The organism is Ruegeria sp. AL1 (assembly GCF_056540905.1).
This window is the reverse complement of sequence record NZ_JBQFXP010000003.1, coordinates 178,032-189,808: the sequence shown is the minus strand read 5'-3', so window position 1 is coordinate 189,808 and position 11,777 is coordinate 178,032. Positions and strand designations below refer to the sequence as shown.

The following is an 11,777-nucleotide window of genomic DNA, read 5'->3' as shown; positions in this document are numbered from 1 at the left end:
GCCTTAGGCTCCTTTTTCGCGGCGAGCCTTTTTCGCCTTCAAAACTTTGAACAATTTACGCGCATAGCCAAGTTTGTTTTCCTGTTTGGCCCGCGCCAGCGCCAGCGCGTCGGGTTCGACATCGCGGGTCACCACGGTTCCGGTCGCTGTCATCGCTCCGTCGCCCAAGGTCACGGGGGCCACCAGCATGGTGTTTGAACCGACAAAGACATTCTCACCAATAGTGGTGCGATGCTTCATCACGCCGTCATAGTTGCAGGTGATCGTGCCCGCACCAATGTTGGACGCCGCCCCCACAGATGCGTCTCCGATATAGCTCAGGTGATTGACCTTGGCACCTTCGGCGATTTCGGCATTCTTGACCTCGACGAAATTGCCGATTTTGGCGTTTTCGGCCAGTTCTGCGCCGGGGCGCAGACGGGCATAGGGTCCCACGACGGATCCCCGGCTGACATGACAGCCTTCCAGATGCGAAAACGCACGGATCGTCGCGCCGCTTTCTACCGTGACGCCGGGGCCGAACACCACATTGGGTTCAATCACCGTGTCGCGGCCAATGACCGTGTCGGCGGACAGGTAGACCGTGTCGGGGGCCATCAAGGTCACACCCAGCGCAAGCAACTCGGCCCGGGCGCGCGTCTGAAACTCGGCATCCGCAGCGGCCAGATCGGCGCGGGAATCCACGCCCAGCGTTTCGGCCTCGGCGCACTTGATCGCGGTGGCCGACAGGCCCCGTGCGTTGGCGAGACCAACGATTTCAGTAAGATAGTACTCGCCAGATGCGTTTTCATTGCTGACCTGATCGATCAGATCGAACAGCAGTTTGGCGTCGCAGGCCAGCAATCCGCTGTTGGTAAAGCGAATGGCGCGTTGTTCCTCGGTTGCATCTTTGTACTCGACGATTTCCACCAGCCGGTCGCCGTCCATGATCAGCCGCCCATAGCGCGGCTGAACCTCGGCGATGTCAAATCCCAGCATGACCAGATCATGGGATTGCCGTGCATCGATCATGCGCTGCAACGTGGCGGGTTGAATAAACGGCGTGTCGCCGAACAGGACAATCACATCGCCTTCAAACCCGTCCAGTGCGTCGCGCGCCTGATTGACTGCGTGGGCCGTTCCCAACTGCTCTTCCTGCGTCACGACTATGGCGGCTTCGTCCTCGGCCTTGACTGCTTTGGCGACCATCTCGGCACCGTGGCCCGTGACGATTACAGTCCGTTCGGGCGACAGGGTTGCTCCGGCGCGCATGGCATGCACCAGCAATGGCGTCTGGGCGATGGGATGCAGGACTTTGGGAATATCCGAATTCATCCTGGTGCCTTTTCCGGCGGCGAGGATGACAAGGGCAATGGTCATGAAATCGTTTTCTCTTTGTGTTTTGTTGCGGTCCGTTTTATCCGCTGGGGGCAAAGGCGCAAGCGGTTCAGCCATCAAACTAGATTGCCGTTTGCAACAACTCATGGCGGGAAGCCGCCGAGGCAGGAGGGGTCATGCGCACGGTCATCTTCGATCTTGACGGAACTTTGGCGGATACATCGGGCGATCTGCTGGAGGCGGCAAACCACTGTTTCCGCCATATGGGGCATGGCGATGTGCTGGTCCACGGTCAGGATGCGGCCGTCGCCTTGCGCGGCGGGCGGATGATGCTGAGCCATGGGTTGAAACGGGTCGGACGTTATAACGAGGACACGATCCTGTCCTACTATCCGATGTTGCTTGAGGCTTATGCGCAGGCCATCGATACGCATACACACTTCTACCCCGGCGCACTTGAAGCGGTCGAAGCATTGAAATCGGCAGGCTATGGCGTCGGGATTTGCACGAACAAGCCCGAGGCTTTGGCAGATCAGTTGCTGAGGCAGATGGGGGTCCGGGATCGTTTCGCCTCATTGGTCGGAGCCGATACATTGCCAGTGCGCAAACCTGACCCCGAACCCTTGCGCGAAGCGGCGCGCCGGGCGGGTGGGCATCCCGATATGTGTGTGCTGATCGGTGATTCCGACACCGACCGCAATACTGCCCGCGCTGCGGGTGTGCCCTCGGTTCTGGTCACCTTCGGGCCGTCGGGCGATGACATGGCCGCGCTGGAGCCAGAGGCGCTGCTGCATCGGTTCGATGATCTGCCCGATGTCGTGGCCGGTCTGATTGGTGTGGCGGCTTAGTCCCTTGACCGAAGGCGTTTGCGGCCTCAGAACGGATTCATGACCGAGACATTTACTGGCAGTTTCACCCAGCAGGAGCCCATCCCGGACGAGGCCATCGAGGCGGCTTTGGCCGTCCTGCGCCATGGGCGGTTGCATCGCTACAATGTGGTCCCCGGCGAGTTGGGGGAAACCGCGCTGCTGGAACAGGAATTTGCCGCCCAGATGGGGGCGAAATACTGTCTTGCGGTGTCGTCCGGAGGGTATGCACTGGCAACCGCATTGCGCGCGGTGGGCGTGCAGCCAGGCGATCCGGTTCTGACCAATGCGTTCACGTTGGCACCGGTGCCCGGATCGATCGCATCAGTTGGTGCCAAGCCGGTTTTTGTCGGTGTGACCGAAGGTCTGACGATTGATCTGGATGATCTAGAGGCCAAGCTGGATCAGGCTCAGGTGCTGATGCTGAGCCACATGCGGGGACATCTGTGTGACATGGACCGGCTGATCCGAATGTGTGATGCCGCCGGGGTAACGGTGATCGAGGATTGTGCCCATACGATGGGGGCCGCATGGCGCGGGCAATTGTCGGGACGGCAGGGGGCCATCGGGTGTTACTCGTGCCAGACCTACAAGCATGTCAATTCCGGTGAGGGCGGTTTGCTGATCACTGATGACGAGGAATTGGCGGCCAGGGCCACGATGCTGTCGGGCTCCTATATGCTTTATGAACGACATCTGGCCGCGCCGGGGCCGGAGGTGTTTGAGCGAATCAAATACACCACGCCAAATGTGTCGGGCCGGATGGACAATCTGCGCGCCGCGATCCTGCGGCCTCAGCTGCGCGATCTCGACCGGCAGGTGCAGCGGTGGAATGAGCGTTATGCCGCGATTGAATCCGATCTGCGTGGTACGCCCGGCCTGACAATCGTCGAACGGCCCGAAGGCGAGACTTTTGTAGGGTCGTCGATCCAGTTCCTGTTGCTGGACTGGTCGCCCCAGCGGATTGCCGAGGTGATCCGCCGTTGCGCCGCGCGCGGGGTCGAACTGAAATGGTTCGGCGGGGCCGAACCCACGGGATTCACCTCGCGCTATGACAGTTGGCGCTATGCCGAAAGCATGCCTTTGCCCACAAGCGACCGGATACTGGCTGGGATCATGGACATGCGGGTGCCTTTGACCTTTTCGCTGGATGATTGCCGCCTGATCGCGCGGATCATCCGGGCCGAGGTCGGCGCGGTCTATCAATCGTAATCCGAAGGAGTGCGCTTTCAGCGCACGCTCGATATCCGGACCCTGCCACCCCTGACGGGTCGGCAGGGTGTTTCCATATTGCCGTCGTTGACCGCTGAGAGTTTTGCTGATATTTATTGAACAACTGTTCATTAAAGCGAAGAGGGAGATCGCGGATGTTCACGGCGACCATGCAATTTGATCTGGGTGAAGACGTGAATGCCCTGCGCGAGATGGTGCACCGCTGGGCGCAAGAGCGGGTCAAGCCGATGGCCGCCGATGTCGATGCCTCGAACGCGTTTCCGAACGAGCTGTGGAGGGAAATGGGTGATCTGGGGTTGCTGGGGATTACCGTGCCGGAAGAGTATGGCGGCGCGGCGATGACCTATCTGGCCCACACGGTCGCGGTCGAGGAAGTGGCCCGCGCTTCGGCCTCGGTTTCATTGTCTTATGGCGCGCATTCGAACCTTTGTGTCAATCAGATCAAGTTGAACGGGACGGCCGAACAGAAAGCGAAATACCTGCCCCGACTGGTCTCGGGCGAGCATGTGGGCGCGCTGGCGATGTCCGAAGCATCTGCCGGGTCTGACGTTGTGTCGATGAAGCTGCGGGCGGAAAAGCGGAACGATCATTACCGGCTGAACGGCAGCAAATACTGGATCACCAACGGGCCGGACGCGGACACGCTGGTGGTTTACGCCAAGACAGACCCCGAGGCCGGTTCACGCGGCATCACCGCCTTTCTGATCGAGAAAGAGATGACGGGGTTTTCGACCTCGCCTCATTTCGACAAGCTGGGGATGCGCGGCTCGAACACGGCCGAGCTGATTTTCGAAGACGTCGAGGTTCCGTTCGAGAACGTTCTGGGGGAAGAGGGCAAAGGCGTTGCTGTTCTGATGTCCGGTCTGGATTATGAACGCGTGGTTCTGGCCGGGATCGGAACCGGAATCATGGCGGCCTGTCTGGATGAAATCATGCCCTATCTCGCCGAGCGCAAACAGTTCGGTAAACCGATTGGAGCGTTCCAGCTGATGCAGGGCAAGATTGCCGATATGTATACGGCGATGAATTCGGCGCGGGCCTATGTCTATGAGGTCGCCAAAGCCTGTGACCGGGGCGATGTGACCCGTCAGGATGCAGCGGCGTGCTGCCTCTATGCCTCCGAGGCTGCGATGACGCAGGCGCATCAGGCCGTGCAGGCCATGGGCGGGGCCGGTTTCCTGTCGGATTCAGCGGTTAGCCGAATTTTCCGGGATGCCAAGTTGATGGAGATCGGGGCCGGTACCAGCGAGATTCGCAGGATGTTGATCGGGCGCGAACTGATGAACGAGATGCTCTGACGGAACGCCCCGCGGTTGAGGAACCCGCGGGGCATGCGCTGTCTGAAAAGGATCAGAACCGATGGACGTAGGATACGCCGATCAGCCAGGGATCGATTTCGGCTTCGCCGATATCGACGCCGTCCAGTTCGACGTCCGAGTCGATGTCGAACCAGCGCACGTTCAGGCGTACAGACCCGTTATCGGTGACCATGTAGTCAAGCCCGGCCTGAACCGCGACACCAACCGAATTGTCGAGTTCCAGATCGCCCAGCGGCGAATCTTCGTCGAAGAAGATGGTGTAGTTGATCCCGGCGCCGACATAGGGCTTCCACTTGCTGGTGGTCGGGAAGTGATAGTTCAGCGACAGGGTCGGGGGCAGGTGATCGACGCTGCCTGCGTCGATATTGCCACCGAGTGTGATGTCATGGGTGTAAGGGGTCGATGCCAGAAGCTCGATCCCGAGGTTGTCCTGAACAAAGTACTCGACGGTGAAGATCGGGCGTGTGTCGGAGTCGATTTCGGCGTCCAGCCCGGCCAGCGTTCCGTTGTCGGATTTCGGGTCGAGATAGCCAACGCCGACGCCCACGGTCCAATCCCCCTGGGACTGGGCGAAGGCAGGCGCGGCAAGCGCGATAAGCGCGGTCGAAAGAGTCAAAGCGGCGAGTTTTTTGGTCATTTCACGGCCTATGTTTTAGCTAACGATCCGCAGCTACAGGCGCCGTCGGTCCCCGGCTCTGATCTGTATCAAGTTTCCGTGATGCCCCCGGTTTCGGGCGTGGGGTGGATTTGTATAAAAACAAAAGGTTATATGAATGTATCCCACTAGGCGCATACCGGGGTTGCATGCTGATGGCAGCTGGGACGTTCCGACCGGGTTGAATATGGCGCGGCAATGCCTGGATCATCCAGCCGAAGGTGTGGCGATTGTCGACTTGACCGCAGCGGGGAAGACCGCCTTCCGGTTTGGTGAGCTGGCGCGCATGACGGATGGCGTCGCGTACCATCTGCTGCAATCGGTGCGCGCCGGTGACCGTGTGGGCGTGTTACTCAGCCAGTCGCCGTGGTGCGCGGCGGCGCATCTGGCGATCTGGAAGATCGGTGCAATTTCGGTGCCTTTGTTCAAACTGTTCAAACACGATGCTCTTCGATCCCGGATCGGAGATGCCGGCGCCCGGGTTGTCCTGACCGATGTCGAAGGCGCGGCGTTATTGGGTGATTTGGCAACTCCTGTTCTGATTGATCAGATCGCTCCATCGGATGACCCTCTGCCATTTGCGGATACCAGCTCAGAAGACCCTGCCGTGCTGATCTATACCTCGGGCACCACGGGCAGCCCCAAAGGTGCGCTGCACGGGCACCGGGTTCTGACCGGCCACCTGCCGGGCGTGTCGATCAGTCATGACCATTTGCGCGAGGGTGACTGCCTCTGGACCCCCGCCGACTGGGCCTGGATCGGTGGGCTGTTCGACGTATTGATGCCGGGGCTGGCGCTGGGCATCCCCGTGGTGGCGGCGCGGCTCGAGAAGTTCTCGCCCGAGGCCTGCGCCGATGTGGTGGCGCGCGGCGGGGTGCGGAATGTGTTTTTCCCGCCGACCGCGCTGCGGATGCTGAAGGCAGCGGATCAGTCGATCCCCGGCCTGCGTTCTGTGGCGTCGGGGGGTGAGCCTTTGGGGGCCGAGATGCTGGCCTGGGGGCAGCAGGCGTTTGGCCTGACGATCAACGAGTTCTATGGCCAGACCGAATGCAACATGGTCGTGTCCTCCTGCGCCGAGGATTTCCCGGTGCGCCCCGGCTGCATTGGCAAACCGGTGCCGGGCCATGAGGTTGCGGTGGTTGATGACGATGGCCAACCGACGGATGAAGAGGGTGACGTTGCGATCCGGCGCGGCTCGGCCTCAATGCTGCTGGAATACTGGAACCGTCCCGAAGCCACGGCTGAGAAATTCCGGGGCGATTGGCTGATCACTGGGGACCGAGGCGTATGGGAAGGTGACTATCTGCGCTTCGTCGGGCGCGATGATGACGTGATCACCTCAGCCGGATACCGCATCGGCCCGGCTGAGATCGAAGATTGCCTGCTGACCCACCCGGCGGTGGCAACGGTCGGCGTGGTCGGCAAGCCCGACCCGCTGCGGACCGAGATCGTGAAGGCTTATGTGGTGTTGAAGCCGGGGGCCGAAGCGACGGGCGCGGAGCTGCAGGCGTGGGTCAAGGACCGTCTGGCGCAGTATTCCTATCCGCGTGAGGTGGCGTTTTTGGACGAGCTGCCGATGACGGTGACGGGGAAGGTGATCCGGAAGGAATTGAAGGCGCGGGCAGCGGGGGAAGTTCACGAATGAAGCGACTTCTGACACTGAGTGTTCTGTGCTTTGGCGCCGCCACTCCGCTAGCTTCTGAGGAAACGATAGAAACGCTGGATGTCCCAGCTTGGTTTGACGGTTGCACAGCGCTTTCAAGCACCATCATAGCGGACGAAATGGATACTCGATGTATGTCGTCAGCATATGATTATTGCGAGCTTGGGCATCCACCCGAGGACCCGCGCGATTGCATGGAGAAGTTGAACGCGCATCTTCTGGCAAAGACCCTAGAAATCGCGGATGGCTTGCCAGATCAAGTAGCAGGTTTGAGCGGCTTAAAGAAATGGTCTTACCCGCGTCGTTTGGAGAAATTCAGAAATGATGAATTCGATCCAGACTGCTCTCAAATGACAGAGTTTATGTGTGAGACTTTTAATATCGTAGTGCGATGGAGCGCAGCCAGAGATCTTGAACGGTTGTCAAATGCGCCCGGAGGATCGGAAACAGAATGAAACTCACATCCAAAGCCATGCCCACCTCTGAGGGCTTCAAGGCCAACCACACAGCCCACCTCGAGGCGTTGGCGCAAATCTCTGCCGCCGCCGAGTCCGCCCGCTTAGGCGGGGGTGAGAAATCCCGCGCGCGGCATGAGTCTCGGGGCAAGATGCTCCCGAGACGTCGGGTGGCGAACTTGCTGGACGCGGGGTCTCCGTTTCTGGAAATCGGCGCGACAGCGGCGCATGGGATGTATGGTGATGCAGCACCCTGTGCCGGGGTGATCGCAGGCATTGGCAGGGTCCAGGGGCGCGAGGTCATGGTGGTGTGCAACGACGCCACCGTGAAGGGCGGCACTTACTATCCGATGACCGTCAAGAAACACCTCCGCGCGCAGGAGATTGCCGAGGAAAACCATCTGCCCTGCATCTATCTGGTGGATAGCGGCGGCGCGAACCTGCCCAATCAGGATGAGGTCTTTCCCGACCGCGATCACTTTGGCCGCATCTTCTTCAATCAGGCGCGGATGAGCGCCAAGGGGATTGCTCAGATTGCTGTCGTGATGGGCTCGTGCACGGCGGGTGGTGCCTATGTGCCCGCGATGTCGGACGTGACGATCATCGTCAAAGAGCAAGGCACGATCTTTCTGGCCGGGCCGCCTCTGGTCAAGGCCGCGACCGGAGAGGTGGTCAGCGCCGAGGATCTGGGCGGTGGCGATGTGCACACCCGCCTGTCAGGTGTGGCCGATTATCTTGCCGAGGATGACACCCACGCTCTGGCCTTGGCCCGCCGCGCGGTCGGGTCGTTGGGCGGTGCCGGGCTGAAGCCCGGCCTCCAGTTCGAGACGCCCGAGGACCCGGCTTATGACCCCGAAGAAATTCTGGGCGTTGTTCCTGCCGACCTGCGCACGCCCTATGACATCCGCGAGGTGATCGCGCGTCTGGTCGACGGCTCTCGGTTCGATGAATTCAAGCCCCGCTTTGGCGAGACGCTGGTGACCGGCTTTGCCCATATCAAAGGCTGCCCGGTCGGGATCATCGCCAACAATGGCGTGCTGTTTTCCGAGGCCGCGCAGAAGGGTGCGCATTTTGTTGAGCTGTGTTCGCAGCGCAAGACACCGCTTGTGTTTTTGCAGAACATCACCGGCTTCATGGTGGGCCGCAAATACGAGAACGAGGGCATCGCGCGGCATGGGGCCAAGATGGTGACAGCCGTGGCGACGACATCTGTGCCGAAGATAACGATGCTGGTGGGTGGGTCCTTTGGTGCGGGCAATTACGGAATGGCCGGGCGCGCTTATCAGCCGCGATTCCTGTGGACATGGCCCAATTCGCGCATCTCGGTGATGGGCGGAGAGCAAGCCGCGGGCGTTCTGGCCACCGTCAAGCGCGACGGGATCGAACGTCAGGGTGGTTCTTGGTCGGCCGAGGAAGAGGCCGAATTCAAACGCCCGACGCTGGAGATGTTCGAGGAGCAATCGCACCCGCTCTATGCCTCAGCCCGCCTTTGGGACGATGGTGTCATCGATCCACGCAAATCGCGCGATGTGCTAGCCCTGTCGCTGAGCGCCGCGTTGAATGCCCCGATTGAGGAGACACGTTTCGGCGTGTTCAGGATGTAAGCTATGGCGTTTTCTGGGAAAGTTCAGGATGTATTCTCAATTCCCGGCAAAGGCACTGTGCTTTGGCTCACGGGAGTTGTCGGAGAACCAATAGAGGGCGAGCGCATAGAAACAGAGCTCGGTGAGGCTTTGATTTTAGCCCTCAGTGAGCCAGCTATTCGAGATCGCTCCTGCCTCACGGGTAAAAAAGTCGCTCCTTATGGTGGAATATTGACCAATTTACCCATGCCAGATGCAGAGGCGCTGCATGAAACAACAGTTCGAACACTTAGAGGGCTTTCATGAGCGAAGACCTTAGGCAACTGATCTCACGCTATCCCGGTGCGCAGACTTTCAAGTTCGGCGATAACGCGGCCCTCAGCGCCGAGCTTCTGGCCTTGGTGCGCTCAGGCCGGAAGACGGCAACCTGCGGTGCTTTGCGAGACTATCCCGAAGGCAGCGCAGACACTCCGGCTGTGGGGCAGCGGGACATCGCTTTGGAGTGGGACGACCGACCGGCGCTGGTGATTGAAACGGTTGAGGTTTCGATCTGCCGGTATTGCGATGTGACCGAGGATTTTGCGTTGGCCGAGGGCGAAAATGAGACGCTTGAGGGCTGGCGCGAAGATCACCGCCGCTATTTCGAACGAAATGGCGGGTTTGATCCCGAAATGGAATTGCTTTGTGAACGGTTCCGGCTGGTAGAGGATTTGGCGGAGAGTATCGATGTTTAACAAAATCCTGATTGCCAACCGGGGTGAGATTGCCTGTCGCGTCATGGAAACCGCCCAGAAGATGGGCGTGTCCTGCGTGGCGGTTTATTCTGATGCGGATGCCTCGGCCAAGCATGTGCAGATGGCGGATGAGGCCGTGCATATCGGCGGTGCGGCCCCGGCTGAGAGCTATCTGAAGGGCGACGTGATCATACAGGCGGCGCTGGATACCGGCGCGCAGGCGATCCACCCCGGATATGGTTTCCTGTCCGAGAACCCGGATTTTGTGGATGCGGTCGAAGCTGCGGGCCTGACTTTCATCGGGCCCTCGGCAGATGCGATCCGCAAGATGGGTCTCAAGGACGCGGCAAAAGTGTTGATGGAGGATGCGGGCGTTCCCGTCGTGCCCGGCTATCATGGCGACAATCAGGATCCCGAACATCTGGCTGGGGCTGCAGATGCTATTGGCTATCCCGTGCTGATCAAGGCTGTTGCCGGAGGCGGTGGCAAGGGAATGCGGCTGGTCGAACGGCCGGAGGATTTCGCGGCGGCTTTGGGCAGCGCGCGCGGTGAGGCCAAGACGGCCTTTGGCAACGATGCCGTGTTGGTCGAGAAATTCGTCGCCAAGCCCCGTCATATCGAGGTGCAGGTGTTTGGCGACGGCACCCAGGCCGTGCATCTGTTCGAACGCGATTGCTCATTGCAGCGGCGGCACCAGAAGGTGATCGAAGAGGCTCCGGCCCCCGGCATGACCGCTGAAATGCGCGCGGCGATGGGGCAGGCGGGCGTGCGTGCGGCTGAGGCGATTGGCTATAAGGGGGCGGGGACGGTTGAGTTCATCGTCGATGCCTCGGACGGGCTGCGCCCGGATCGGTTCTGGTTCATGGAAATGAACACGCGCCTGCAGGTCGAACACCCGGTGACCGAGGCGATCACGGGCGTCGATCTGGTCGAATGGCAGCTGCGCGTTGCTGCAGGGGAAAGCCTGCCGAAGCAGCAAAGTGATCTGTCCATCAGCGGGCACGCCTTTGAGGCGCGGTTGTATGCCGAGGATGTGCCCAAGGGCTTTTTACCCGCGACGGGTACTCTGACCCATCTGAACTTCCCGCAAGAGTGCCGCGCCGATAGTGGCGTGCGGGCCGGGGATACGATCAGCCCCTGGTATGATCCGATGATCGCCAAGGTGGTAGTACATGGACCGACCCGTGCGGTTGCTCTGGAAAGCCTGCACCGTGTCTTGCGTCGTACCGTGGTGGCAGGGACGGTGACCAATCTTGCTTTCCTGGGGGCTTTGACGCGGCACAGCGGCTTTGCTGCAGGCGATGTGGATACTGGTCTGATCGGGCGTGACCTGGAAAATCTGGTTCAAAAGGCCGACCCAGGCCCTGCGTCCGCCGTGGCCGCTGCGATGACTGCGCTGGGTTTGACAGATGCAGTTTCGGAGACCGGCTTTACCCTTTGGGGACCAATGCACCGCGCGGTTCAGTTGCTGCGGGATGGGGACATCGTCGATCTGGATGTGCAGGTCGACGGGCCTGATCGTCAGGTTTGGGAGGTCGACGGCACGCAGTTGATCGCTCAGCGCAGCGGCGACTGGACCATCGACGGCAAGCCGATGCCCAACGTCGCCATCGCCGGGTCTCAGATCACTGTATTCGATGACTACGGGCAGGTGTTTGAGGTCGTTGACCCGCTGGACCGTGACGCCAGCGCGGCGGGTGACACCAATGTGATCGAGGCCCCCATGCCCGGTTTGGTCAAGGCCGTGTTTGCCTCGGCAGGGCAAGAGGTGAAGGAGGGCGACCGGCTGGCCATTCTGGAAGCCATGAAGATGGAACATTCGCTGCTGGCCGCCCGTGATGGCGTGGTGGCCGAGGTGCTGGCCGAGGCGGGCGCGCAGGTCGAGGCCGGGGCGGCGCTGGTTCGGCTGGCCGAGGATTGATCTGTTCGGGCCGTGCATTGCGTGGCACAGT

General features: G+C 60.6%; 11 protein-coding genes. 9 read left to right on the top strand and 2 right to left on the bottom strand.

Annotation, left to right across the window (positions count from 1 at the left end):
- Window positions 1–3: 3 nt before the first annotated feature.
- A complete protein-coding gene (gene glmU / locus ACRZ9X_RS06400; protein WP_480516960.1) occupies window positions 4–1,359 on the bottom strand; it encodes a bifunctional UDP-N-acetylglucosamine diphosphorylase/glucosamine-1-phosphate N-acetyltransferase GlmU in 1,356 nt (451 codons plus the stop codon).
- Window positions 1,360–1,493: 134 nt separating this feature from the next.
- On the opposite strand from glmU, the gene ACRZ9X_RS06395 reads away from it, so the two are divergent.
- From ACRZ9X_RS06395 to ACRZ9X_RS06385, 3 genes are all read left to right on the top strand, one after another.
- Window positions 1,494–2,165, top strand: coding sequence for an HAD-IA family hydrolase (locus tag ACRZ9X_RS06395; protein WP_480516958.1), 672 nt, complete (start codon window positions 1,494–1,496; stop codon window positions 2,163–2,165).
- 39 nt (window positions 2,166–2,204) lie between these two features.
- Complete coding sequence (locus ACRZ9X_RS06390) at window positions 2,205–3,395, top strand: DegT/DnrJ/EryC1/StrS family aminotransferase (RefSeq protein WP_480516956.1); 1,191 nt, start codon at window positions 2,205–2,207, stop codon at window positions 3,393–3,395.
- Between the two features lie 155 nt (window positions 3,396–3,550).
- Entirely contained in the window at window positions 3,551–4,714 is a 1,164-nt protein-coding gene (locus ACRZ9X_RS06385; RefSeq protein WP_480516954.1) for an isovaleryl-CoA dehydrogenase, read from the top strand.
- Window positions 4,715–4,766: 52 nt separating this feature from the next.
- On the opposite strand, the gene ACRZ9X_RS06380 is transcribed toward ACRZ9X_RS06385, so the two are convergent.
- A complete protein-coding gene (locus ACRZ9X_RS06380) occupies window positions 4,767–5,372 on the bottom strand; it encodes an OmpW/AlkL family protein (protein WP_480516952.1) in 606 nt (201 codons plus the stop codon).
- A gap of 136 nt (window positions 5,373–5,508) precedes the next feature.
- On the opposite strand from ACRZ9X_RS06380, the gene ACRZ9X_RS06375 reads away from it, so the two are divergent.
- The 6 genes from ACRZ9X_RS06375 to ACRZ9X_RS06350 are packed head-to-tail and all read left to right on the top strand — an operon-like array spanning window position 5,509 to window position 11,746.
- Window positions 5,509–7,035 carry an AMP-binding protein gene (locus ACRZ9X_RS06375; RefSeq protein ID WP_480516950.1) on the top strand — a complete coding sequence of 509 codons (1,527 nt, stop codon included), beginning with the start codon at window positions 5,509–5,511 and terminating at the stop codon, window positions 7,033–7,035.
- A complete protein-coding gene (locus ACRZ9X_RS06370; protein ID WP_480516948.1) occupies window positions 7,032–7,508 on the top strand; it encodes a hypothetical protein in 477 nt (158 codons plus the stop codon). Before ACRZ9X_RS06375 ends, ACRZ9X_RS06370 begins: the two co-directional genes overlap by 4 nt.
- Entirely contained in the window at window positions 7,505–9,112 is a 1,608-nt protein-coding gene (locus ACRZ9X_RS06365; RefSeq protein ID WP_480516946.1) for a carboxyl transferase domain-containing protein, read from the top strand. The genes ACRZ9X_RS06370 and ACRZ9X_RS06365 overlap by 4 nt, the downstream gene beginning before the upstream one ends.
- A 3-nt stretch (window positions 9,113–9,115) precedes the next feature.
- A complete protein-coding gene (locus tag ACRZ9X_RS06360) occupies window positions 9,116–9,397 on the top strand; it encodes a hypothetical protein (protein WP_480516944.1) in 282 nt (93 codons plus the stop codon).
- Window positions 9,394–9,825 (top strand): ASCH domain-containing protein, encoded by a 432-nt coding sequence (locus tag ACRZ9X_RS06355; RefSeq protein ID WP_480516942.1) that lies wholly within the window; start codon window positions 9,394–9,396, stop codon window positions 9,823–9,825. Before ACRZ9X_RS06360 ends, ACRZ9X_RS06355 begins: the two co-directional genes overlap by 4 nt.
- Window positions 9,818–11,746 (top strand): acetyl/propionyl/methylcrotonyl-CoA carboxylase subunit alpha, encoded by a 1,929-nt coding sequence (locus tag ACRZ9X_RS06350; RefSeq protein ID WP_480516940.1) that lies wholly within the window; start codon window positions 9,818–9,820, stop codon window positions 11,744–11,746. The genes ACRZ9X_RS06355 and ACRZ9X_RS06350 overlap by 8 nt, the downstream gene beginning before the upstream one ends.
- The last annotated feature ends 31 nt before the right edge of the window (window positions 11,747–11,777 follow it).

Bases quoted from the DNA above. Each gene is read 5' to 3' on its own strand.
- glmU (WP_480516960.1), bottom strand. From the start codon at position 1,359: ATGACCATTGCCCTTGTCATCCTCGCCGCCGGAAAAGGCACCAGGATG.
- ACRZ9X_RS06395 (WP_480516958.1), top strand. From the start codon at position 1,494: ATGCGCACGGTCATCTTCGATCTTGACGGAACTTTGGCGGATACATCG.
- ACRZ9X_RS06390 (WP_480516956.1), top strand. From the start codon at position 2,205: ATGACCGAGACATTTACTGGCAGTTTCACCCAGCAGGAGCCCATCCCG.
- ACRZ9X_RS06385 (WP_480516954.1), top strand. From the start codon at position 3,551: ATGTTCACGGCGACCATGCAATTTGATCTGGGTGAAGACGTGAATGCC.
- ACRZ9X_RS06380 (WP_480516952.1), bottom strand. From the start codon at position 5,372: ATGACCAAAAAACTCGCCGCTTTGACTCTTTCGACCGCGCTTATCGCG.
- ACRZ9X_RS06375 (WP_480516950.1), top strand. From the start codon at position 5,509: ATGTATCCCACTAGGCGCATACCGGGGTTGCATGCTGATGGCAGCTGG.
- ACRZ9X_RS06370 (WP_480516948.1), top strand. From the start codon at position 7,032: ATGAAGCGACTTCTGACACTGAGTGTTCTGTGCTTTGGCGCCGCCACT.
- ACRZ9X_RS06365 (WP_480516946.1), top strand. From the start codon at position 7,505: ATGAAACTCACATCCAAAGCCATGCCCACCTCTGAGGGCTTCAAGGCC.
- ACRZ9X_RS06360 (WP_480516944.1), top strand. From the start codon at position 9,116: ATGGCGTTTTCTGGGAAAGTTCAGGATGTATTCTCAATTCCCGGCAAA.
- ACRZ9X_RS06355 (WP_480516942.1), top strand. From the start codon at position 9,394: ATGAGCGAAGACCTTAGGCAACTGATCTCACGCTATCCCGGTGCGCAG.
- ACRZ9X_RS06350 (WP_480516940.1), top strand. From the start codon at position 9,818: ATGTTTAACAAAATCCTGATTGCCAACCGGGGTGAGATTGCCTGTCGC.